The sequence below is a fragment of the Erwinia sorbitola genome (assembly GCF_009738185.1).
Lineage (GTDB): Bacteria > Pseudomonadota > Gammaproteobacteria > Enterobacterales > Enterobacteriaceae > Erwinia > Erwinia sorbitola.
In genome coordinates, this window is sequence record NZ_CP046509.1 from 1,673,973 (window position 1) to 1,697,597 (window position 23,625).

Below are 23,625 nucleotides of genomic sequence, written 5' to 3' on the forward strand. Positions count from 1 at the left end.
AATGAGCCTTTGAGGAAGTCAGTCTAGTGCTGGCGAGCCTTCGGTTGGCTGATTTCCATTGCGGCAAAGGTTCATCTCAAAGTAAGGAAGTACGCAATGACATATCCAACGGTAGTGAATGGCATGGATTTTCGTGACCTGGTTTTCCTGACCGGAACTGAGTCATCAACTGACACTTTCAAGGTGGCTAAGGCTTTTGGAAAGGTTCACAAGGATGTACTGAGAAAAGCGCGTACCGTTATTGGGCAGTGCTCGCCAGAATTTGCAGAGCGCAATTTTACGCTTTGCCATGAAAACAATGAGTTACAGAACGGAAAGCCACAGCCATTTTATCAAATGACGAGAGATGGCTGGACGATGCTGGTATTCAGCTTTACTGGCAAAGCCGCAGTAGCTTTCAAGGAAGCATACATAGCAGCATTCAACTGGATGGCTGACATGATTCGCCAGGGCGTAGCCAACCTGGAAGCGGAACGTAATGCAGCGATACTGGAATACATGAAAGAGAAAGATGTGGCCAGTATGTCGGGGCGCTTACTGAATCGCTGGGGAAGGGTGAAGAAACCGCAATTGCTGGCGCGCATTGAGCGAATCGAGCAGCACGGGCAGATAACTATCCCCGGCCTGCCACAGTGACTATCACAAGGCCCATTTGCGAGTGGGCCTGATGATGATATTTTGACTCCTAAATTCAAAAGGAGATGCCATGAAATTTTTCATCGTTTGGGAGCATTACTCTAACCAGTGGGCATTGCTTGAAAAGGGATATCATTTTCTTGAAGTAGATAATCCTTCACATTTAGATATTGAACTTGGTGATTATTTTAAACGACTGGCTGAAGCCAGAGGAACAAATAAAAAGTTTTTGGTGCCTGTTCAATGCCAGCTAATGCCTAACTCGCGAGAGGATAATGAGCAATTGCAGGTATTCGAAGAGACGAGTCATGAGCTTGATCCTTTGCTAAATGAGGTTGTAGCGTTTCTAGTTCAAAAGCAAAGAGTATCAATATCGGGCATACAGCATAATTTCCGCATTAGTTATAATCGCGCAGCTCGGATTATCGAACAAATGGAAGCGCAGGGCATTGTTTCTTTACCTGACCATAACGGCAAGCGTGAAGTGCTTTAACAAATATCACCTTTACAGTTAATTGATGTCGCACCGCCTCCGGGCGGTTTTTTATTGGAGTAAACATGGCAGCACCTGACTGGGAGGCTATCGAATCGGCTTACCGGGCTGGCTTGATGTCTCTGCGTGAAATCGCCTCACAGCACGGCATCAGTGAAGGGGCTATACGCAAAAGAGCAAAGCGGGATGATTGGTCGCGTGATCTTGCCGCAAAGGTGAAAGAGCGGGCTGATGATCTGGTACGCAAACAAGAGGTACGCAAGCAGGTACGCACTGAGAACGCACTGTCAGAACGCGTACTGATCGAGGCTACTGCTGAAGTCATTGCCACTGTCCGTATGGAGCATCGCGGTGATATCAAGCGGGCCAGGCAAATCACTAATGCACTCTTTGATGAGCTGGGTGCTGAATGCGCTGATGTTGCCTCACTGGAAAAACTGGGCGAAATGATGTTCAGCCCGGACGATAAAGGACAGGATCGTCTCAACGAAATTTATCACAAAGTAATCAGCATGCCTGAGCGCGTGAAGTCGGTTAAGGCTCTGAGTGACGCGCTGAAGAATCTGATAGGCCTCGAACGCCAGGCGTATGACATCGACGGGCCGGAAGGCGACAACTCCGTTAAAAAACTATCAGATCTCATGGATTCCTTGTCTCAGGGGGCGTAATGAAACCTGAGCACCTAAAGCTGCTGGCTGATAAAGACTGGCGACTGAATAACCTCTACTGGATTACCGATAAAGAAGGCAAGCCTACACGCTTCAGGATGACGCCTGAGCAACGCGAGTACTTCGAAGGCATCCATACAAGAAACATCATCCTGAAAGCGCGTCAGCTCGGTTTTACGACTGAGGTGTGTATTATCCAGCTGGATGCGGCTCTGTTCGAGTCGGCTAAATGCGCCCTGATCGCCCACACTCTAAATGATGCAAAGCGCCTGTTTCGCGAAAAGGTGAAATTTGCATATGACCGACTTCCTGAAGAGATTAAAGCGGCTAACCCTGCGAGTAATGACTCTGCCGGGGAGTTGGTATTTAAGAAGGGCGGCTCACTCTATGTAAGCACTTCGTTTCGTGGCGGTACGCTGCGTTACCTGCACGTTTCAGAGTTCGGCAAGATATGCGCAAAGTATCCAGATAAAGCCCGTGAGATTGTCACTGGTGCTTTTGAGGCTGTATCAACCGGATGCTTTGCCACTATCGAAAGCACAGCAGAGGGGCGAGCGGGTTACTTCTTCGATTACTGCCAGACTGCTGAAAAGGCCGCATTGCAGGGCAAGAAGCTTTCCCCGCTGGACTGGAAGTTCTTCTTCTTCTCCTGGTGGAAGAATCCGCAGTACGCAATCGACCCGGTAGAGGCGTTACCGCCGCGCCTGGTTGATTACTTCGATGAGATGGAAGCCAAGCACGGCGTAATCCTCAACGAGCGCCAGAAAGCCTGGTACTTCGCCAAAGAGAAGACACTGGGCGACGACATGAAGCGGGAATATCCAACGATACCCGCTGAAGCATTCCAGCAGTCTGTTGAAGGCGCATACTACGCCAAACAGTTCCGCTGGCTCTATACCAACAAACGCATTGGCACCTTGCCTGATAACTCACACCTACCGGTTCACACGTTCTGGGATATCGGCGTGGGTGACTCTACGGCTATCTGGTTCGTGCGTGAGGTTGGTGAAGAATTCCACGTCATCGACTACTACGAAAACTCCGGTGAAGGCCTGCGTCACTACATGAAGGTGCTGAAAGATCGTGGTTATGAATACGGTGAGCACTGGGGGCCGCACGATATCGAGAACCGTGAGTTCGGCTCTGATGCCAAATCCCGCAAAGAGTTGGCGCGTGAAGGGTACGAAATCGACGGGAAGACTTACTCCATGACATTCAAGGTTGTGCCGAAAACTGGCGTCGATACCGGGATAGAGTCTGTACGTGAGCTGTTACCGAAATGCGTTTTCGATGAAGAGAAGTGCGCAGAAGGCATCACCCATCTCGAAGGATACCGCAAGGAATGGGACGAAAAACGCGGGTGCTGGAATGACAAGCCTCTTCATGATGCAACATCACATGGCGCTGATGGATTCCGTTACTTTGCTGTTGCGAAGAACAACCATAAGAAAGTCGGCGCAATCTTCTTCTAAGGAGCACCAGTGAGTGATTTAACAACCGGGGAGCAGTTCCTCGTTAACGCCCTTGCTGATGCTGTGGGCCGCCAGCGCATGCTGTATGCAGGCATGAATGGCAACACTAAACGCACGAAGCTATGGGACGAGTTTGGTTATCCCGAGCAGGTCGATTTTGATGGCTACTACCGGGCCTATGAGCGCAATGCCGTGGCCCACGCAGCCGTGCATAACCTGCTGGATTCTTGCTGGGTTGACAGTCCGACAATTATTGATGGTGAAGAGGGAAGGGAGTCTACCGAAACCACGCCATGGGAGAAGCAGGTAACCAAGCTGCTTAAGAAGCACTGGCCGAAAATTAAAGACGCAGACCGCAGGAACCTGGTGGGACGGTACTCAGCGCTGCTGATTCAGTTCAAGGATGGTGGCGACTGGAAAGATGCAGTGAATGTCACGACGGTAAAATCTCTGGGCGAGAAGGCGGTTGTTCGTCTTATCCCGGCATGGGAATCACAGGTCGTGCCAGGAACCTATGTTACTGACATGCAGAGTGACCGATACGGGCAGCCAGAGCTCTATTACTTCAATGAGCAGCCTGTCGGAGATGATAAAACATACGGCCCAACTCGTAGTGTTCAGGTGCATCCAGATCGCATCATCATCATCTGCGAAGGCTCTGAAGACGAGAACATGCTTTCCGGCGTTCCTTTCCTGCGTGCCGGATATAACAAACTGCTCGACCTTGAGAAGATTTCTGGCGGTAGTGCGGAAGGATTTCTGAAGAATGCAAGCCGTCAGTTAGGTATTGCCTTCGATAAAGACACTGACATGGCTTCGCTGAAGAAGTCCGCAATAGATGCAGGATTTAAAGACCTCGGGGATGCGCTAAACGATAAAATTACCCGCATGAATCGCGGGACAGATGCAGCACTCGTAATGCAGGCTGGAGCACCATCGGTCTTGTCAGTGGCCGCAGCTGACCCTTCGCCATCATGGACGGTGGCCGCTAACGAGTTTTCCGCCTCAATTCAAAGCCCGTTCACCATTCAGTTTGGGCAGCAGACGGGCCGACTTGCATCTGATGAAGATAAAACAGCCTGGGCCAAGCGGTGTAACGGTCGCCGATGGGGGCATCAGACAGCACTGGTTACGGTAGTGATTGAGCGCTTCTGGTTGTTTGGCGTAATTCCGCCTCCGGCCTCGGGTGAAGTAACGCTGGCATGGTCAGACTTACTTGCGCCCAGTGAGAAAGAGAAAATCGCTAATATGCAGGCTATGGCAACTGTGGCGAAAGATACTCAGCAAGCCTACGGCACACCGGCGGTGGATGAAAACGAAGTCCGTGCAGTGGGTGAGCTTGAGCCACGAGAAACGCCAGCTACACCCAACCCAAACAAGAAGCTTACCGACGAGGATCCGCTGAATGATGACAGCAGCGCTAACCCGAATCGGGACGCCAATCGTACCGCGTAATAAAACAGACCCAACGCAATCCTCACGGCAGGTTGGCCGGATGTATCGTGACATCGAGTCGCGCTATCTGGACATCAAACGCAACCTGAAGTTGCTATTCGACCAGCGGCTAACCGGGCGCGTGCGTGAGGCTAACAGCGAGCGTGGATTCATCCTCTGCAATAACGAAGATGGCCCCGCAACGCTCTATAAGGTCAACGCTGGCACCTACATCTACGATATGACAGCGGCGCAACTTGCCGACCTGTTACAGCGCGTACAGATCATTCTTGATGATGCCCTGCTTGATGGTGGCAGCCAGAACCTGTGGGCGCTGGATTATGTCGTAGCTGAGTATGAGCGCGGCACACATCAGGCGTTCACCAATCTTTCGGTGCAGTCTCCTGTGTACGCACAGCAGACCACGCTGGCGCAACTACTGAGCACCCCTGCATATCAAAACCAGATAGCAGCGGCTTATGTCTCCACATATAGCGAATGGAAGGGTATCAGCGATGCTGCTCGCGTTGACCTGGCTAATGTCATTGCTGATTCAATTGGGCGCGGCGTAAACCCGAGAGAGACTGCATCGGTTATCAGTAAGCGTCTAGACGTAAGCATGGCGCAGGCTAAGAACATTGCGCAGACCGAGCAGGTTGGGGCATTGCGTAAAGCTCAGTGGCAGGAAACTGACTGGGCGCGCGAGCGGCTAGGGCTAAATACTAAACTGCTGTGGCTGTCTGCATTGAAGCTGACAACGAGGAGCTGGCACGCAGCCCGGCATGGAAAGACCTATACCACAGAAGAAGTTGAAGCCTTCTACGCCGAGAATGGTAACCGCTATCACTGCTACTGTTCACAGATCCCTTGCATCGTTGATGATAATGGTGATGTGGTTAACAGAGCGCTTGTCAGAAAGCTGGCAGAAGAGCGCGGTGCGTGGGGGGTGGCGCTAAAACAAAAGGCTGGGGTACAGCCTGGCGTGGATGCTTCTTACCGCCCACCACAATATGATCGACTCAAGAACGTAACGCGTGTCAACGCATGGGCAAAAGGTACAGTTGCAGAAAACGTCAAAATCCCGGCCGGATGCAATATTGAGCAGCTTAATAACTGCATGTCTTTGACGCTGGAATTACAAGATCGCTTTGCTCTCCCTAAATTCCGCTATCTCGGCGGTGTGACTGGCGATATACACAAATACAAACGCAGCAAAGGCATGATCGGGGGTTATGCACACCGGGTCAGCGCGATGCTTGTGACGCGCAATGCATTCGACGCGCAGGATTTACTTGATATTGATATAAGAGCTCGCGCAGCCGGGTTCACAGCTCAGGCGCTTAAGGCGGCGGAACTCACAGGTAATAGGGCGCTAATTAGTGCAGTCAGCGGTGCTGATGCGATTTCATGGCATGCCGTGCCGACACCACGGGGTGTGTTTGCTCACGAGTTTGGGCATGTGTTGCACCGTAGCTTCCCTGAGCAACTCGACAAAGTTGCACGTGACGCATACGGCGCGGGTTGGCAATATGCTGTGAGCAAATACGGGCAAACGAAATATAGTGAGTATGTTGCAGAGGCATTCTCTCTCTATATCGAAAATCCTACAGAGGCCCGGCTAAGGCTATACCCGCCGCTGCTAGAAGTTTTCAAGAAAATGGATAAAGCCGTAAAATGAAAAATTATGACAAGGCCGTGGCATTGATAAATCAAACAGAGCTGCCTGATGACGCGGAAGAGCAGTTAGATGAGCTTGCTGAAAAATCAGAAGATCTCGAAAAAGCAATGATCGAAGGTTTGGGTGAAGCGCTATTTGAACGGCGCAATAGCTGATTTTATTTTAAGGAAAACAGGTCGCTCAGGCGGCCTTTTTTTATGCCTGAAATCCACCAATGAGGACACAGCATGTCACGCATCTGCGTAAACGTGCTGTCGGTCATCAACTCCGCATCAAACATCACCACTGAAACCATTAATGGCGCAGAGCACATCGTCGTGAAAAACGTTGTGCCTGTCCGTGACGGCATCGTGCTGAACGGCGGATTGTACCCGGCAGAAGAAAACACGAAGGGCTACAAGAGCCTTGAAGATAAACCTATGCCTTACGGCCATCCGAAGGTAGACGGTCGCCACGTCAGTGCCAGCAACGTGAGGGCGGTGAATGAATACCACATTGGCGCATATACGCGAAACGTCAGAAAAGAAAATGGTCAGGTACTGACTGATGCAGTCATTAATCGTCGATTTGCTGAAGGCTCTGAGAAAGGCCGGAAAGTTCTGCGGCGCCTTGATGACATGAAAGCAGGGAAGTCGGTCGAGCCTATCAGCATCTCTACGGGGCTGCTGCTCAACCGCATTGAGGCAAAGGGTGAATCAAACGGCAAGCGATACACCTGGATCGCCACAAATCAGGTTTATGACCATGTAGCCATTCTTCTTGATGAGCCGCCAGCCGGAACTCCAGAAGAGGGGATAGGCATGTTCGTTAATGCTGAGGGCGACGAAGTCCAGGTGGAAACCGTAAATCTCTCAGATTGCGATACGCCAGACCCGCAAGACCCCGCTTTAAAGCAGATGTTCAACAACTTCATGGCGTTTTTCAGCGCCAATAACAAGCCCGTCAAAGAGGAAGCAAACCCGATGAAAGAACTCATCACTAACGCGCTGAAAGCGAAAGGCAAAGAGGTTGAAGGCAAAACCGATGCCGAGCTGATGGATGCGTATAACCAGATGGTCGCTGAAGAAGCAAAGGCGAAAACCGACGCTGAAGAAAAGGCGAAGAAAGAGAAAGAGGAAGCTGATAAAGCAGCGAAGCAGCCAGCCACCAACGCAGAAGAAATGCCAGCCTGGGCGAAGCTGCTTACAGAGCAGGTATCTGCGCTTAACAGCCAGTTCACCGCTAACTCTGACAAAGAGAAGGGCGAAAAGCGTGCTGCTGTGAAGGCTAAATTCGGCATGACCGATATCGCTGTGAACGCGCTGGACGGTGAGCCGCTGAATGAGCTGTTTGCTCAATGCCAGACATCCACTGGCCTGAACGGTGCATTCCGTCAGGCTGTTACAAATCAATCATTCAGCGAAATGCCGGAGTAAATAATGGCTAAAGATGGAAAGCACGTAATTCACGCCGGTGGCATTTTTGCCAACCCGCAGTTACATCGTGAGGGCGCGGCCGCAGCAGATACGAAGCCCGGTACTGTAGGGTTCTTTGATACAACAACGCAGAAGTTCACTGCGTCAGTAGATGGTAACGAAGATGCAATTCTGTACGTGGCAAATTATGACTATCTGCGTTGCAAAACTGTCGATGACACAATTAAGGCAGGTGACTGGGTTGTTGCTATGCATCCAACTGATGGCGTTTTCTTCAACGTTCCAGCGGCGGCAGGTACTTATAAAAAAGGTCAGCCCCTGTCAATTGTGAACGGGCAAGTAAAAGCCAAAGCTGCGGATACATCCACGCGCTGCTATGTGGAAGAAGACCATTCGTACACCATCGCGACAGCAGGCGACCTCCTGCGCGTTGTCATTAAGTAAGGAGCACTCGAATGTTTGTATTTTCCGCTAAGAAGGCCACCGAGACCCGGAACCTTGAGGCTAACACAGCTCAGTTCCAGGAACTCCAGTTCGCCCGTAATTCCAGTGCTCAGGCAGTGGCTGATTTCATCGCCCGTACTCGCGTTCGCGGGGAGGCTGCCAATGCTCCTGCCTTGGATGCAGTAAACGCTGTCGATGATATTCGTCGCCTGTATAAGACATATGATCAGACCGTGATGGCAGAGTTTGAGCCTAACACAGAGTTCACGCTGCTGAATGACCTGATGCCTCTGTCTCGCTCCGTACGCCTGGAAGAGTCTGTGTATGAGTACGCCCGCACTGGCGGTCGTGGCTGGGCTCACACTTCCATGTCAGGCCAGATCGGCGCGGCTCTGGATGCCAAGAGCTACACCTTTGACGGAACCATGGTTCCTATCCATGACTCCGGATTCAAGTTCAACTGGCGCGATCCGGTATTCAACAAAGGCAATGCGCTGTCATCACTGGCTGATGCTCAGGCCGGTTCTGTCGATGATGTTCGCCGTCAGTACGTTGATTACATCTGGGAAGGTTTCCGTGATGCAGCGGGCAACTACATCAAGTTTGACGATAAGACCTGGAAAGGCCTGCGTCATGACGAGCGTGTTGCCCAAGTTACACTGACCGTTAACTTCGCTACCAGTACAGACGTTAAGGCTATGCGTGCAGGCGCGATTGCTCTGCGTGATGTGATGAAGTTGCAAAACCTCCAGTACGGACAACAGACCTGGTATGTGTCAGCAGAAATCATGTCGAACTGGGAACAATATTTCGATGTGAACTCCCTGCGCACAGTGCTGGAAGAAATCGCCAAATTGGCTGGAATTTCAGCTATCAAAGAGGATGCAGAGCTTTCAGGTAATGAAATCGTGATCATCCCGCTGGCTGCTGGAGTTATCGCTCCAATCGTAGGTCAGGCGTTCGGCACCGTTGCCGACCCTCGTCAGTTCTATAACTCTGACTACGTGTGGCGCACCTGGGGGGCTGCTGGCCTGATGGTCAAGCAGGACATCAACGGTCACTACTCTGTTATTCACGCTTCGAGCTAAGGAAACAACATGGCACTCGTAAAGGTATTGGTAGCAAACCTCTTTGCCGGTGCCAATCTTCAGAAGTTGGAGATTGGCAAGGTTTACGACGTTGGCAGCGCTATCGCGGAAAAATGGATTGAGCAGGGTAAGGCAGAAGCTTCGAAAGAGAAGGCCAGTGAAAAGCTGACCTTCGAAGTGGCAACCCCATCCGCGCCGGTCAGCACTGACACATCAGTGTTGCAGTCAAAACTGAATGAGGCGCTGGAGCAGCTGAAGGCGGCACAGGAATCGGCAGAGGCGAAAGAAAAAGAGCACGCCGACGCACTGGAAGCCGAGAAAAAGCGCGCTGACGATGCAGAGTCGGCGCTGGCAGCAGCACTGAAAAAGGATAAGTAACCATGGCAGTGCAGATAACAGCAGCGCAGGTTAAACAGCAGTTATCTGCGCTGGGTTACGCCGTACCGGATTTCATGATTGATGCCTACCTGTGCAAGCTGGGCAGCATAAGCATGTGCCTGGAGGCGGCTGGCTACGATGATTGCGATCTGACGCTGATTCAGGTGTACGCCGTGACGCTAATGGCTATCACAGCATACAGCCAGCGCATTAAGTCACAGTCAGCGCCTTCAGGGGCGTCCCGGTCATTCGATTACAGCGGCGATGTAAAGACTATGCGCAATACGCTCGCGGCGCTCGATACGTCAGGCTGTACGTCATCTTTGCCGATTGATGTAGGGAGCAGCGTTGGGTTCTTTGACGTTGTTGGGGGCTGCTGATGGATATACCAGCATCATTGCGCCTGCCTCGAAAATTCCAGCGCGTGTGGGTGAAAACGGATAGCGGGAAGGAAACGACCGCTTACGTTAACACCGCGGGTGAGTGGCGCATTAACTGCCCGCGCATCGCTGCTGAAAATCCTACTGTCGTGAGCTGGAGGGAGTGACATGTCATCTTTAGCCAGTTGGTCATACACGTCGCAGGCGACCATCTGGAAACCCTTGGGGCTGGATGAGTACGGCGATTCCCTTGGCTGGTCTGAGCCACTGGTGATTTCCTGCGACTATCAAGGCGGGTTGAGTAAGCGTCTGGGTGCCATAGGCGGCGAGAAGGTAGTTAAGAACACCATATGGACGGAGTACGCACTGGCAGATACCGGTGATTACATCCTGATTGGTGCCTCGAGTAACCCTGACCCGATCGCAGCGGGCGCTGATGAGGTGATGCAGGCCATTCGCTATGCTGACACCTTCGAGCGAACCGCTGACGACTTCGCAATCCTGACAGGAGTTTGATATGGGAGTGAAAGTTAAAGGCATCCGCCAGGCACAGCAGAACCTAAATCGCCTGGTCGGCGATATTCAGGGACGAAAAGCGGTGCGAGCTTTGCAGAGTGCGCTGATTATCGGTTCATCTCAGGCAGCGCTTTACACGCCTATCGATACCTCAACGCTAATCAACAGCCAGTATCGCGAACTGGACGTCAATGGGACTCGGCTCACCGGGCGCGTGGGCTACTCGGCTAACTATGCGGTTTATGTTCATGACCCGAGCATGCCGCAGAACTTCCGGCGCTCAACTGCGCAGAAAGAGTTCCTTACGAAAGGCTTCGAAGATACACGCGAGCTTATCGACCGAACCATTAAAAAGGAGATGTCTCTGTGACCCCTCCAATGCACAAGCGTGTGCTCAATTATTTCAATGATGCCGCTCTAACCACTGGCTATCTCGCTCAACTTCTTGTGTGGAATGACACAGGAAATCTCACTGATAACTTCATGGTATTCCGTCCAAATGGCGGTGGCGCTGTCCGCAACCAGCTTGGCGGTGAATATTACGTAATGGTTGATGTCATTGGTGCTAAAGGTGCCAATGGCGCAGTTGACGAGCGTGTACAGGCTATCATCGATTTCGTTCAGCAAAACCCAATGGTCGACGCCTGTGTTGGCTATCTGGAAAATCTCGGCGGCATTCCTGCCCCCGTTCAAACAACCGAAGGCCGCTTGGTCTATCGGCTTCAGTTTGTTGCCACATTCGGCAGCTAAATAAACGTCAAAGAGGAATTACCCATGGCTGATTGCCAGAACAGCAACGAACGTTTGTTCGGTGGTGCCGTTGTGCTTGAAGTTGCCGATGGCTGTAGCGACACGCTGCCGCAGGAATCGGAATGGAAAGCGCTGGCTGCCGGAACGAGCAAAGGGTGGGACTTCTCACCTAACACAGTAACTTCAGATGCGGATGACGGTGGCGGCTTTGTTGAGAGCATCATCACCAACTCAGATTTCACCATCAGCTTTGAAGGTGAAGTGCGCAAGAAAGGTAAGCTGGATCAGTACGGAGTAGGTCGCTTCATCAAGTATTTCGCCGCAGAGCTGAAGGCCCGCCGACAGCCAGGTATATGGGTGCGCATGGAATACGGTGAGGTCACTTTCCGTGGTTACATGGTGGTTACGGCGCTGAGTTCCGATGGTGGCACAAACGATATTGTAACCTTCTCCACTGAGTTCAAAGTGGGCGATGCCACAACCATCGAGGTTCTGGATAGTGATGACACTGTGCCCGCCACAGGTGTCACCGTCACTCCTGCCACTACGTCTCTGGCCGTAGGTGCAACGCGCCAACTGACCGGAACTGTACTGCCGGCTGACGCAACAGATAAATCCGGCACCTGGACAACCTCTGACGCGACAAAAGCAACGGTCAGCTCTACCGGGCTGGTTACTGGTGTTGCAGCAGGAACCGCGACAATCACCTTCACCTCAACTGACGGTGCGTTTACTGGCTCTACTGCGGCGACCATCACCGCTTAATTGCCATTTCAGGGGCTTCCGCCTGGCGGCCCCGAAAATGTCTGTTACCGGATTAACCCATGACACCTTACAAAGAGATTGGAGAGTGCCTGATTACCGCTGGAGAGAATGAATACTTCTTCCGGCCATCATTCTCAGCAATGAGCCGAATCGGGGAGCCACAGGAGATAGTGCAGGCATTCTATGACCTGCATAACGATGAGGTGACACCGCTGCTTCAGCGTGGCCTGGATGCATACGGAACTATACCTGCATGGCTGCTGGCCCATGTGAACCGCAGGGAGATTGGGAAGCCTGCAATCATAGCAGCAATGAGCGTTCTCACAGCCTGTTGCGAGCGTGACCTGTCACGGCTTATAGGTGAGATTATCCCCGGCAAATCTGGCAAGTGGACATTCGTCTGGCGCAAAGGCGCGATGCCTGCTGTTGAGATGGTGCTCATTGCTCAGTCGCTTATCACCCACGGCATCATCGGCAAAGCGAAGGTGCGCCAGCTTCAGCGCCACGAAAGCAATCAGGCCACTACAGAGTTCAATGCTTTCGAGTACATCAGCGCTGCGCGTAACCACTTCGGCATAAGTCGGGATGAAGCGGAGCAGTTGAGCATGACGGAATTTTCCCTGCTTCTTGCAGCAAAGTATCCCGACAAGAAAGGCTTCACGCGTGATGAGTACGAAGCAGTTGCCGATGACTACCTGGCTAAAAAGGCGAGACGCCTTGCGAAGTCTGGATAAGTTAAGTTTTCGTTTCAACTTGGTTCAATTTATTACGCGATGGTTCGTCTTGGTTCGTCTTGGTTCGTCTTTGTTTGACTTCGTTGTGTTTATGGTTATGATTAGGTCATAACGTTCACGGAAGCCCTTATGGAAAGAGATAACGGTTTAGACTATTTGCTTTCACTGCATGGATCTACTGTGTACCGGGATGATGGCTATTGGTGGAAAGTTGATGTGTGGGAGGTAAAACCAACATCTTTCATACCCCATGGTGTACGTTACAGTTTAACGTTGCATGATAAGTACAACACTCGCGTCTTTGGCATAGACAATGCTCATGGGATAAAGTTACCTAAAAAGGGCTGTTATTCTGGCAGGTTGGTCTATGACCACATACACCGTACCCCTCATGATAAAGGGTATCCATACGAGTTTGTGTCAGCAGCGCAGCTTATAGAAGACTTTTTCACAAAGTCAGACGAAGTCATAGCTCAACGAGAAAGCCGAGGTTAAAAAATATGAAAGCTCTTATTGGTGTGATGCCTGAAGAGCACATCCGTCAAAGGATGCTTGCTATCGTAAAAGGCGAGTACAAACCTGAGCCGGGAGAGCCAAAAGTCTGGTTTACATCTGTAAATGCATTGGCTCAAGTCCTGAGTAATGAGAACATTGAACTTCTGCGTCTAATGGAAGAACAAAAGCCGGAAACGATTACCGAGCTGGCTGAGATGTGTGGACGCAAGAAAAGTAATCTCTCTGTAACTTTAAAAACTCTTAGTTCGCGGGGATTTGTTCGCCTTGAGAAGTTAGGTCGTGGCGTAAAGCCTGTAGCTCTGTTCACTGATTTTGATATTCAGGTAAAGCAAGAGTTTACTGTGAAGTTTGAACCAAAGGCCGCTTAGGCAGAGCAGGCATCAAAGCGCTGCGCCATCTGATCCACGGCGCTGATGTGGCATAAGCCCTGATTTCAAATCGGCCCTAATCAAACCCGCACTCGCGGGTTTTCTTGCTTCACATTGCATCAGCTTCCCTTTAGGATAATAGCCACTTTAATTGCATGGTAATTTGAAATGAGAATACTTTGGGGTATAAGCGCACTTCTTTCAGTTTTTGGTTTTTTTCAAGGCGTTTTATTGGTATCAAGCGCAAATGGTGCGCCACAGCAAGCTGCCGGGGCTGCTATGGGGCTGGCTTTATCAGTTATACCTTATTGCTTCTGCCGCGCGCTGCAGCAGATGAGACCTCGCGAAGTGGTCATCAAAAATGAGGAGAGCAAGTGATGAAAAGTAAAATAGCATTTGTATCCTTTTTGATAGCCACTTCTTTCTCATCAGTTGCCGCAGATTGGTATGCATCCTATGACAACGATGAAATGCGCGGGACAGCACAGAAATTCATCCAAACTGAATCTGATAACGCTGTAGAGTTTGATTTTCCCTATAACGGCGGCTCTAAGATGAGCCTGCTACTACGCTCAAAAAAAACTGAACTTAAAGAAGGGCAAAAAGCAGAAGACTTGCCGTTAACTGAAGCAATATTGACTATCAGTAAGGGACAGTTCATCTGTAGTTCTTTCAACGATTGCCACGTCTCAGTAAAGTTTGATAGTGGCAAAATAGAGAAGTTTTCAATGTCAGAAGCAAGCGGTGGCAGATCTGATGTCATGTTTTTTGATAACTCTTCTTCATTCATAAAAAATGTTAGAACACATAAAAAAGTCATAATTGAGGCCGAGTTCTATCAATCCGGAAATAAGCAGTTCAAGTTTGACCTTACTGGGCTCACCACAGCCAAAGGCTAAATATAAACAACATAACAAACCTCGCCAAGGCGGGGTTTTTTTTCGCCTGGAGAAATGCAAATGTCAAAGCAGGACATAGGTCAGCTGGTCTATGAAGTATCGATGGACGTTCAGGAGTTGATGGAGGCTCGGCAGAAAATCGACTCTCAATTATATGGACTGAATAAATCCGCCAACTCAGCTGGGCAGAGCATTGATCGACTGGAGAAGAAGACAGAAAACCTTGGTGGTGGCTTTACCCGGCTGGCTTCCGCTGTTAAGGGTTATATCACAGTACAGGCTGCACTTAAACTTATTGAAATAGCTGACGACATGGCAATGCTGCAGGCGCGAGTAACCCGCCTCAGCGGGAGTATGGAAGAGGCAAAAAATACCATGGCATCTTTATCTACGATCGCCGCAAATACTGGTAACAGCCTCGCCAGCACCGAAAAACTTTGGGAGACACTGACCGCTAGCTTAAAAGAAGCTGGAGCCACTAACGGTCAGGTTCTTATGCTGACCGACACGCTTCAGAAAATTGGTGTGGTGGGTGGCTCATCTGCGGAAGAAATGTCAAATGCCCTTCGTCAGTTCGGACAGTCAATGGCCGGTGGAGTTGTGCGAGCTGAAGAATTCAACTCGGTGCTGGAAAATATGCCGGAGCTGGCAAGACAGATGGCAGCTGGTCTTGGCCTATCTATTGGACAGTTGCGTCAACGTATGCTTGAAGGAAAGCTCACTGCTGAAGATGCGCTAAACGCGATCCAGAAGCAGGCGTCGAATGTAAATACCGAATTCGACAAGATGCCAGTGACAGTAGATCGGGCCAAAAATAGCCTTGATGTCGCCTTCAAAAACATGATTAACGATCTTAATCAGTCTATTGAGTTAACTCAAGAGTTGGCAGGGCTGATGCAGTCTGTTGCCAACAACCTAAATTTCTACAACAAAAATGTGGGCGACTCATCCCGCATGCCTAAGCTGATTGAGCTGCAAAAAGAGTACAACTCAGAGCTGAGGGACGGGCAGCGCTGGTATGAAACAGATACTATTTTCCAGCAAAGGCGCGGAGAAGCAGCGAGAAAACTGAAAGAAACAGAAGGTGAGATTGCTCACATCAGAGCTAAAGCAGCCAAAGATCTGGAGGAATCCAGTAAACCAATATCCGTTAAAGGAGCTACGTCAGGAAATAGCAAGCAAGATGATCTGATTAAGAAATCTCAGCGCCGCATAGAACTATCAAAGCGCGAGGGAGAGGCTAGGGCTAGATTGCAGGCGCAGTACGATGCTGAAGATGCAGGAATTAAAAGTGACGACCCGCGAGTTAAATCTCTGCAAGACCAGTACGCAGAAATTTACCGAAATACTCAGGCACAGAAGACTAATAATGCCGAGGGTAAAAAGTCTGCCTCACAAGCAGAGTCGATAGCAGAGAAGCTGGCATCGTTAAAAGAGCAGGCTGCGCTGTCTGCCGAATCCACAAGAGAGTTAAGCCGTGAGCAGGCAATCCTCACAGCGCAGCAGTCTCTTGGTAGCTCCGCCAATCAAGCTGACATCAAGCTCGCTGGCCAGTACGCTGCCGCAAAATGGGATACAGGGAATGCTATCCGCGCTCAGGCCGCCGCAGAGAAGTTGCTGCCAGAAGCCAGAGAGAACGCAAACTACAAGCAGGATATCGAAGACCTGAAAACTGCGCTTGATGCTAAAAAGATTACTCAGCAGCAAGCAGATGCTACATCTGAGCAACTCGCCAAACAGCATCAAGTTAACCTCGCTAAGATCCGTTCAGAGCAAGTCGTCACTCCTGAGCAGGTAGCGGCGGGCACCGTTGACCCTGTGCAGGCACTGGCAAATGAGAATGCTCAGAAACTTGCGCTGATCCAGCAGTTTGAGGAGCAAAAGATAATCACTCAGCAGCAGTCACTTGCGCTGATGAACGCAGCTAATACTCAGTACGAGCAGGCAAGAATCGATGCTGCGTGGAAAATATGGGAAAACCAGAATACTGCTAATCAGCTTCTCGGTAGCGCTATAGACTCGCTGCAAGGTGGTGCTACCAACGCAATCACTGGACTTCTGAATGGCACTCAAAGTTTAAGTGAAGCTTTCGCAAACATCGGCTCAACCATACTGAACAGTGTCGTTAGCAGTATTGTTCAAATGGGGCTTGAGTGGGTTAAAGCGCAGATGATAGGTCAAACTGCGCAAACCTCAGCAATCTTGTCGAACCAGGCAACTGCGACTGCCGCGCTAGCTGCCTCAACTGCATCAGGCATAGCTTCAGCAGCGACATTGTTGGCTGCATGGTCACCAGCGGCAATGGCTGCATCAATTGCAACATCAGGAGGTGCTGCGGCCGCAGGGATGACAGGTTACACCACTGCAATGACAACAGCCCAAACAATGGCCATAGCCGGCGCACGTAAGAACGGCGGCCCAGTCAGCGCTGGCAGCATGTATCAGGTCGGTGAAGGTGGTAAGCCTGAAATCTACCAAGCCAGCACCGGGAAGCAGTACATGATACCTGGTGATAACGGCAAGGTGATCAGCAATAAGGACATGATGGGAGCAGGTGGTGGCGGCACATCACTGAATCAGGTGATGAACCTGACCGTGAATACCACTAATGGTCTGGACGATGCCACCATCAAGCAGCTACGCCAGGCTTGGAAGACAGACACAATGCTTATAATCAGAGACCAGAGCACCAGGCCAAAGGGTATGCTTCAGGGCAGGAAGTAATATTTTCGAGCTGGTATAATTCAGCCTCAATTAAGAGGAGACGATACATGGCAATGGAAATTGAAGTCGGTAGGATCACTGCTTATGACAACGTAAATGGGCAGGGAATTCTGGCAGAAGTTGCTTTCAAAGATTATGAAAAAACTCAGCAGAATATTATCGTCGACGTGTTGCTGCCTTTAGATAAAGGCGCCTCACTTGTCGAGATTGAAGAAAAGGCCACTGAAGAAGCCAAGAGAAAACTTAAAGAGCTTGTCTCCGGTTTTTAATACCGCCTGAACTACACCCATGACCCGCTCCGGCGGGTTTTTTATTATCCGGAGTACCCATGCCAGAAACATTCACATGGAGCCCTCAAAAAGGCTTCACGATCAGCCGTGCGCCGAATGTAGCTGTCGTCAAGCTTGGCGATGGCTACGAGCAGCGGCAGGTTAAAGGCATCAACCCACTGATGGACAGCTACTCACTGACGTTTATCGGTGTTGATGGGCTATGCGGTAGACCAAATTACGCGAAGCAGGCAGAAGCGTTCCTGGAGGCGAGAATGGCTGTCGAGTCATTTTACTGGACGCCATCCGATACCGCAGTACAGGCGCTCTTTGTTTGTCGGTCATGGCAGGGAAAGAAAACAGGTGGTCAGTACGAGCTGACCGCAACATTTGAGCAGGTTCCACGATAGCCGAAAGGCGGGAGATATTTATGCTGAACCATAAAAAAAATGAAGTTTTAAATATTGATATTTCTGACATCAAAGAATTGGCGGAGCGAGTCCGCCAACTGGATGAAGCTATTATTTTATTTGATAAGCACGTGCAAGATAATCTTGAGCAATTTCTTTTAAGTTAACCCCTGCCTCATCTGTGGGTTGAATTTCCAAAGTTTTTTTTACTTGAGATTTAATCTGAGATTTAACCTCTTCTGGCATGGCGCCCAGTAACGAACGAATGATCGAATCCTGCACAATTTGCTGCGTTCTTAAATCTGTAATTTGTCGTTGGAACGTATCTAAAAGTTCACCTAAATCTGAATTCATAAAGTCCCTTATCCAGAGGTAATCAGCCATCCCTCATTTTCGGTGTACATCCGTGCCCAAACACGGACGGGCTGAATACTCAACATAACCTTAAGTGTCTATCAGCAACATCCTGATATTCGATCAGTACTCACCTTAAGAGCTGCCGCCCGGTGGCCTTTTTTTTATATGGGCACAAGATGAGAGACATACCAGCAGAGCTAATAATCGAAAGCGTCGATGCAGGTGTCGGCGCGATGATCGACCTGTTTGAAGTCGACCTTCAGTCGTTTGGCGGTGACGTGATCCGTTTTCATGGCGGCACCAACGGTTATTTCAACGATGTCATATGGCAGGGCCGCGCTTACTCGGCTTACCCGATTTCCGTTGAAGGTTTCGAAACGAAATCTGAGGGAACGTATTCGCGTCCGACAATGAAAGTAGCGAACATTACCGGGCTGATAACCGGCATCAACCACGATTTCGAGGATGCTCTAGGTGCGGTTGTAACGCGCCGGCAGGTGCTGGTTAAGCATCTCGACACGGTGAATTTCCCAAGCGGCAACGCAAGTGCAGACCCGACTATGGAGGCTGTGTCGCGCTACGTAATTGAGGAAATGGCGGAGGAGACCTTCGAGACGGTGACTTACAACCTTGCCACTCCGGTTGACTGCGACAATGCAATCATCCCAGCTCGCACGATTCTGGCTGACGTATGTCAGTGGGTTTACCGAGGCGACGGTTGCGGTTACTCCGGTGATCCGGTTGCTGACGAGAAAGACAATCCAACCTCTGACATGTCGCGCGACAAATGCTCCAAGCATCGCAGCGGCTGTCGTTTTCGTTTCGCTAAACCAAGTGCGCTGCCATACGGCGGCTATCCCGGCTCGGCTAAGGTGTCCTGATGATTGAATCTGAATGCCTGGCATATGCCGCAAAGTCAGCAAATGAGGTGTGCGGCCTGATTATTGAAGGCATGCGGTTGTGGCGGTGCGCGAATGAACATCCCGATCCGGGGCGTAACTTCCGGGTAGGCGAACAGGATTGGCTTGAAGCAGAAGAGACGGGAGAAATCACTGCCGTTTTTCATTCTCACCCTGAGCAAAAACTGGTGCTGTCAGCTGCCGATCGTACTGCACAGTTGGCAACCGGTATCCACTGGTGGCTGGCAAGCGGGGGTGAACTACGCAAATTTCGTCCTGTGCCGCATTTGCTGGGCCGCAGGTTCGAGCATGGCGTGATGGACTGCTACACGCTGTTTCGGGACGCATACCACCTGTGCGGTATTGATTTGCCCGACTTTGAGAGAACCAACGGTTGGTGGGTGCGCGGTGAAAACCTCTACTTGAAGAATATGGCGTCCAACGGGTTTCACGAGGTTGGCTTCGAAGTTATTCAGCCAGGCGATGTGATTATCCGCCGCGCATTCCCCGAGTGCGACCCATGCCACGCCATGATCTGGCTTGGTGACAATATCGTCCTGCATCACGAAGTGCACGGCAGGCTTAGTCGCCGGGAACCGCTTCGTCAGATTCACGTACCTCTGATCCACTCCATCTGGAGGCATGAACAATGCTCATCTTTAGATTTACAGGGAATTTACGACGACATTTCCGCCAAATCACTTTAAACGTAGATACGCCATCGCAGGGGCTGCGCCTGTTGCTAGCTCAGTGCCCCGCATTCAAGCGCGACTTCTATCAGACTAGGTTGCGCATGCGCATTGATGGCAGCGACATCTCTGGTGACAACCTCGAATTCCACATGAACCGGCACATCAAAGACGGCGCTACGGTGTTGTTCGTGCCGATCGTTGAGGGTTCGATTTCTGCCGTGGCGGCAGCGTGGATTATGGTCGCGGTTACTGTCGCTTCAGTCGCCTATTCGCTCTATATGACCTCGCATATGAAAACGAACTCATCAGCGGATCAGGACACCAATTCCATCACCAACAACTCATTCACCAGCGCGGAGAACCGCACAGGGCAGGGCAGGCCGGTGCCGCTGCTTTTAGGTGAGATGGTAGTTGGCTCGAACGTAATCAGCCTTGGCATCGATACATCGAACAACCAGGACTGGAATATCTCAATTAGTTAAGGTGAAAGCATGGGCTCAGGCGGCGGCGGTGGCAGCACCCCAAAACTAATCGACGACAACCTCAAATCGAAGCAATTCCTCCGCGTTCTCGACCTCATCAGTGAAGGCCCAATCTACGGGCCGGTAGACCAGCAGCACCTTTCCTCGTTCATGCTGAATAAGACGCCGGTCACCGACTCCCTCGGCGGCACGACGATTAATGGTGTTAGTGTGGCATGGCGTCCGGGAACGGCAACGCAAACACCAATTAACGGCTTCAACGCCATTGAGGCGACAACGGTCGTTAACACGGACGTGACTCAGGCTACGCCTCTGGTGCGCACGGTTACGGACACTGACGTTGATCGCGTGCGCATGAACATCGGCGTGTCCAGCCTTGTGGAGCAGGACACCAAAGGCAATCAGCACGAAACGTCTGTGACGATGGTTATCGAAACGCGCTCGGGCAGTGCGGGTGCATGGCAAATCCAGAAGACCGTGACAGTTACTGGTAAGCAGTCTGGCGAGTATCTCGAAGCTCATCTGTTTAATGCTCCAGAAACGAAGCCGTTCGATATCCGCCTGCGCCGCGTAACAGCGGACAGTTCAAGTGACTTGCTAAACAACGGCACCATCTGGAACAGCTTCACCGAAATCACCGACGATAACCTTTCATACCCCTACGCTGCTGTAGCCGGTTGCGTGGTTGATCGTGACCAGTACACAGACACACCTTCGCGCACTTACCATCTGCGCGGGCTGATTGTCGATGTGCCGGATAACTATGACTCGATCGCTCGTACCTACACCGGCATCTGGACCGGTGGCTTCAAATCAGCCTGGACGAACAATCCCGCCTGGCTGTTCCGCGCACTGGTGAAGAATACGCGCTACGGTCTGGCACGCCGCGCTGGCTATGTTGATGTCGATGACGGCAGCCTGTACGAGCTTTCGCAGTTTTGCGATCAGCTTGTCGATGACGGCTTTGGCGGCAAAGAGCCTCGCTTCACACTGAATGCCTACATTACCGAGCAGAAAAGTGCGCGTGACCTGCTGGACGATATCGCTGGCATGTTCCGCGGCATTGCATTGTGGGATGGCATGCGCTTCTCAGTGATGCTGGATAACCCTCAAGACCCGGTTGCATCAATCACAAATGCGAATGTTGTGGACGGACTGTTTACTTACAGCTCTATGAAGCGTTCAGAGCGCTATAACGCTGTAATCGTCTCATGGACGGATCCGAACAACGGCTGGTCTCAGGTTAAGGAATACGTGTCCGACGATGGCCTGATTGACCGCTACGGCTACAACGAAACCACTATGGAGGCTTTCGGTTGCACGTCAAGAGGTCAGGCGTTCCGCACAGGCAAATGGTTAATCGAAACTGCTAAACGCGAAACCAAAAAGACAACCTTCAAGATGGCACGTGAGGCAATTCGCTTTATCCCGGGCGACGTTGTGGAGGTGCTGGATAACAACTATGCAGCGACACGTTTAGGCGGCCGTATTATCTCGCACAGTGGTACTTCCATTACAGTCGATGCGGATGTGTCTGAGTTAGCCGGAAGCGGCGATAAAATGTCGATCATGGGTTCAGCGGGTAAGTTTGTTAAGAACGAGATTGCCAGCGTTACAGGTCGCGTTATCCGCCTCAAGACAGCGCCAGCGTGGGTACGTGATGGCACCGTGTTCGTGATTTCTACTGACGAAGTCGCGCCGCGGTTGTTCCGCATCATGGGAATTTCTGAAGACGAGAATAATTCTGTTTATTCCATATCTGCGACCCTGTACGACCCGAATAAGCAGGCCGTAGTTGATGATGGCGCGGTATTCGATACGCCCGGCGATACGCTCAACGGTTATCGCGTGCCGAACATTGAGAATCTGCGCATCTTCAACGTGAATAGCGAAACCATTCAGGTTTCGGCGACGTGGGAGACTGCAACGCTTACCAAGAAAATTGTATTCGAGCTGTATGTCTATAGCATGGATGGAAAGGTGGTTGCACAGTACGAAACAGACCAGTTCCGCTATGAGTTTTACGGCCTCAATGCTGGCAGTTACACACTGGGCGTGCGTGGGCGCAATGAGAACGGGATGAAAGGAGCGGAGACGCAGGCTGGCCTGGTGATCGGCGCTCCTTCAGCGCCAACTTTCATACAGTGGACGCCCGGGCTCTTCTCCGCTGACATAGTGCCGGTGATGAACGTTACGGCCACAACTGACACTTCTTTCGAGTTCTGGTACACGGGAGAGTTGCCAGCACCTGACGCCGGAAGCATTGAAGACCAGGCTCGGTTTCTTGGCAGGTCATCACAGTGGACGCTGCACGGCCTGAAGGCTGACACTACGTATTATATGTACGTAAGAACTAAGAACGCATTCGGCGTATCTGACTTTGTCGCAATATCGGGCAAAGCGTCATCTGACATTCCAGGGATGATAGATATCATCGACGAAGCCATCCGCGAGTCCGAAGCATTCGACAGACTCACAGGGCAAATTGATACCGGCATTGAAGCAATTCTTCAAAACGCGCTTAATCTCGACTCCAGCGTTAGTCATCAGTTTAAACAAGTGGGCGAAGTAAGGGCTGATGTACTCACTGTGAAAACTACGATCGCTGATGTCGATAAAGCGATAGCTGAACTTTCCACGCGGGTTCAGGCTCAGTTTGATGGCGTTACTGCATCAGTAAATGAAAAGCTCACTGCAACGGTAAAATCAGATGGAATTGCATCGGCATTCTATGATGTCGGACTTCAGATTTTGCGAGGCGGGGTTTATTACAAAAGCGGAATGGCGATGGGCATTGAACCTGACGGCAGTTCGTATAAATCCACGATTGCTTTCAATGCAGATCAGTTTGGTATTTACACGGGTAGCGAGGCAGGCGGTTATCAACTTGCGTTTGCTGCTATCAACGGACAAGTATTCCTGCGCTCTGCATTTATTCAGGACGGCTCTATCGACAACCTTAAAATTGGTAACTATATCCAGTCTAATAACTATATTGCAGGAGTGTCTGGTTGGCAGTTGAATAAAGCTGGAACGTTTGTAAACTATGGCTCTGTGACGGGGGAGGGGAAGATGAAACAGGACAATAATACGATCAGTGTGCAGTCGGCGTCGGGCCAATTGATACAGTTAGGGCGGTTAACGGGGAGTTTCTAATG

Annotated in this window: 27 protein-coding genes and 2 pseudogenes; 28 read left to right on the forward strand and 1 reads right to left on the reverse strand. The window is 50.8% G+C overall.

The annotated features are described in order from the left end of the window. Positions 1-96: 96 nt before the first annotated feature. The 24 genes and pseudogenes from GN242_RS07515 to GN242_RS07630 all read left to right on the forward strand — a co-directional run bounded on the left by GN242_RS07515 (position 97) and on the right by GN242_RS07630 (position 18,037). A complete protein-coding gene (locus GN242_RS07515) occupies positions 97-636 on the forward strand; it encodes a Rha family transcriptional regulator (protein ID WP_156287182.1) in 540 nt (179 codons plus the stop codon). 298 nt (positions 637-934) lie between these two features. Beyond that, a pseudogene (locus tag GN242_RS21750) lies at positions 935-1,129 on the forward strand (DNA translocase FtsK); the annotation flags it as partial. A 65-nt stretch (positions 1,130-1,194) separates the two neighbouring features. After that, positions 1,195-1,797, forward strand: coding sequence for a hypothetical protein (locus GN242_RS07525; RefSeq protein WP_156287184.1), 603 nt, complete (start codon positions 1,195-1,197; stop codon positions 1,795-1,797). Further along, on the forward strand, positions 1,797-3,269 hold the full coding sequence (locus tag GN242_RS07530) for a terminase large subunit (protein WP_156287185.1): 1,473 nt from the start codon (positions 1,797-1,799) through the stop codon (positions 3,267-3,269). The genes GN242_RS07525 and GN242_RS07530 overlap by 1 nt, the downstream gene beginning before the upstream one ends. 9 nt (positions 3,270-3,278) lie before the next feature. Further along, positions 3,279-4,724, forward strand: coding sequence for a DUF1073 domain-containing protein (locus tag GN242_RS07535; protein ID WP_374189818.1), 1,446 nt, complete (start codon positions 3,279-3,281; stop codon positions 4,722-4,724). Then, positions 4,675-5,646, forward strand: a pseudogene (locus tag GN242_RS21755) (phage minor head protein); the annotation flags it as partial. The gene GN242_RS07535 and the pseudogene GN242_RS21755, both read left to right, overlap by 50 nt. 731 nt (positions 5,647-6,377) lie before the next feature. Then, on the forward strand, positions 6,378-6,536 hold the full coding sequence (locus GN242_RS07545; RefSeq protein WP_156287187.1) for a hypothetical protein: 159 nt from the start codon (positions 6,378-6,380) through the stop codon (positions 6,534-6,536). Between the two features lie 93 nt (positions 6,537-6,629). Then, complete coding sequence (locus GN242_RS07550; RefSeq protein WP_445224731.1) at positions 6,630-7,796, forward strand: DUF2213 domain-containing protein; 1,167 nt, start codon at positions 6,630-6,632, stop codon at positions 7,794-7,796. Positions 7,797-7,799: 3 nt separating this feature from the next. Then, positions 7,800-8,240: a hypothetical protein gene (locus GN242_RS07555; protein ID WP_156287189.1), complete on the forward strand. Its 441-nt coding sequence runs from the start codon at positions 7,800-7,802 to the stop codon at positions 8,238-8,240. Positions 8,241-8,251: 11 nt separating this feature from the next. Then, positions 8,252-9,328 carry a major capsid protein gene (locus GN242_RS07560; protein ID WP_156287190.1) on the forward strand — a complete coding sequence of 359 codons (1,077 nt, stop codon included), beginning with the start codon at positions 8,252-8,254 and terminating at the stop codon, positions 9,326-9,328. 9 nt (positions 9,329-9,337) lie between these two features. Next, complete coding sequence (locus GN242_RS07565; protein WP_156287191.1) at positions 9,338-9,706, forward strand: hypothetical protein; 369 nt, start codon at positions 9,338-9,340, stop codon at positions 9,704-9,706. A 2-nt stretch (positions 9,707-9,708) separates the two neighbouring features. Continuing rightward, positions 9,709-10,086: a DUF7370 family protein gene (locus tag GN242_RS07570; protein WP_156287192.1), complete on the forward strand. Its 378-nt coding sequence runs from the start codon at positions 9,709-9,711 to the stop codon at positions 10,084-10,086. Between the two features lie 168 nt (positions 10,087-10,254). Next, positions 10,255-10,602, forward strand: a complete 348-nt coding sequence (locus tag GN242_RS07575; RefSeq protein WP_156287193.1) for an uL10 family ribosomal protein — start codon at positions 10,255-10,257, stop codon at positions 10,600-10,602. Between the two features lies 1 nt (position 10,603). Beyond that, positions 10,604-10,972 (forward strand): HK97 gp10 family phage protein, encoded by a 369-nt coding sequence (locus GN242_RS07580; RefSeq protein ID WP_156287194.1) that lies wholly within the window; start codon positions 10,604-10,606, stop codon positions 10,970-10,972. Continuing rightward, positions 10,969-11,352: a phage tail termination protein gene (locus GN242_RS07585; RefSeq protein ID WP_156287195.1), complete on the forward strand. Its 384-nt coding sequence runs from the start codon at positions 10,969-10,971 to the stop codon at positions 11,350-11,352. Before GN242_RS07580 ends, GN242_RS07585 begins: the two co-directional genes overlap by 4 nt. A gap of 24 nt (positions 11,353-11,376) precedes the next feature. Then, positions 11,377-12,117, forward strand: a complete 741-nt coding sequence (locus tag GN242_RS07590; RefSeq protein WP_156287196.1) for an Ig-like domain-containing protein — start codon at positions 11,377-11,379, stop codon at positions 12,115-12,117. A 59-nt stretch (positions 12,118-12,176) separates the two neighbouring features. Further along, entirely contained in the window at positions 12,177-12,851 is a 675-nt protein-coding gene (locus tag GN242_RS07595; RefSeq protein ID WP_156287197.1) for a DUF6246 family protein, read from the forward strand. A gap of 129 nt (positions 12,852-12,980) precedes the next feature. Then, complete coding sequence (locus tag GN242_RS07600) at positions 12,981-13,346, forward strand: toxin-antitoxin system TumE family protein (protein ID WP_156287198.1); 366 nt, start codon at positions 12,981-12,983, stop codon at positions 13,344-13,346. Between the two features lie 5 nt (positions 13,347-13,351). Next, positions 13,352-13,735, forward strand: a complete 384-nt coding sequence (locus GN242_RS07605) for an HVO_A0114 family putative DNA-binding protein (protein ID WP_156287199.1) — start codon at positions 13,352-13,354, stop codon at positions 13,733-13,735. 168 nt (positions 13,736-13,903) lie between these two features. Beyond that, the gene (locus tag GN242_RS07610) at positions 13,904-14,113 is read left to right on the forward strand and encodes a hypothetical protein (RefSeq protein ID WP_156287200.1); all 210 of its coding nucleotides are present in this window, start codon (positions 13,904-13,906) and stop codon (positions 14,111-14,113) included. Then, positions 14,110-14,634, forward strand: coding sequence for a hypothetical protein (locus GN242_RS07615; RefSeq protein WP_156287201.1), 525 nt, complete (start codon positions 14,110-14,112; stop codon positions 14,632-14,634). The genes GN242_RS07610 and GN242_RS07615 overlap by 4 nt, the downstream gene beginning before the upstream one ends. A gap of 60 nt (positions 14,635-14,694) precedes the next feature. Next, positions 14,695-17,358, forward strand: coding sequence for a tape measure protein (locus GN242_RS07620; protein WP_309547454.1), 2,664 nt, complete (start codon positions 14,695-14,697; stop codon positions 17,356-17,358). 47 nt (positions 17,359-17,405) lie between these two features. Then, entirely contained in the window at positions 17,406-17,627 is a 222-nt protein-coding gene (locus GN242_RS07625) for a hypothetical protein (protein ID WP_156287203.1), read from the forward strand. A 59-nt stretch (positions 17,628-17,686) separates the two neighbouring features. After that, positions 17,687-18,037, forward strand: a complete 351-nt coding sequence (locus GN242_RS07630; RefSeq protein WP_156287204.1) for a phage tail protein — start codon at positions 17,687-17,689, stop codon at positions 18,035-18,037. A gap of 111 nt (positions 18,038-18,148) precedes the next feature. Here GN242_RS07630 and GN242_RS07635 read toward each other — a convergent pair whose 3' ends face one another. Next, the gene (locus GN242_RS07635) at positions 18,149-18,391 is read right to left on the reverse strand and encodes a hypothetical protein (RefSeq protein ID WP_156287205.1); all 243 of its coding nucleotides are present in this window, start codon (positions 18,389-18,391) and stop codon (positions 18,149-18,151) included. A gap of 179 nt (positions 18,392-18,570) precedes the next feature. On the opposite strand from GN242_RS07635, the gene GN242_RS07640 reads away from it, so the two are divergent. Genes GN242_RS07640 through GN242_RS07655 form a run of 4 tightly spaced genes read left to right on the forward strand, consistent with a single transcriptional unit; the run spans position 18,571 to position 23,623 of the window. Then, positions 18,571-19,275 (forward strand): phage minor tail protein L, encoded by a 705-nt coding sequence (locus GN242_RS07640; RefSeq protein WP_156287206.1) that lies wholly within the window; start codon positions 18,571-18,573, stop codon positions 19,273-19,275. Next, positions 19,275-20,000 (forward strand): C40 family peptidase, encoded by a 726-nt coding sequence (locus tag GN242_RS07645; protein ID WP_156287207.1) that lies wholly within the window; start codon positions 19,275-19,277, stop codon positions 19,998-20,000. Before GN242_RS07640 ends, GN242_RS07645 begins: the two co-directional genes overlap by 1 nt. After that, positions 19,943-20,467: a tail assembly protein gene (locus GN242_RS07650; protein WP_156287208.1), complete on the forward strand. Its 525-nt coding sequence runs from the start codon at positions 19,943-19,945 to the stop codon at positions 20,465-20,467. The genes GN242_RS07645 and GN242_RS07650 overlap by 58 nt, the downstream gene beginning before the upstream one ends. Positions 20,468-20,476: 9 nt before the next feature. After that, positions 20,477-23,623 carry a TipJ family phage tail tip protein gene (locus tag GN242_RS07655; RefSeq protein WP_156287209.1) on the forward strand — a complete coding sequence of 1,049 codons (3,147 nt, stop codon included), beginning with the start codon at positions 20,477-20,479 and terminating at the stop codon, positions 23,621-23,623. Positions 23,624-23,625: the final 2 nt, after the last annotated feature.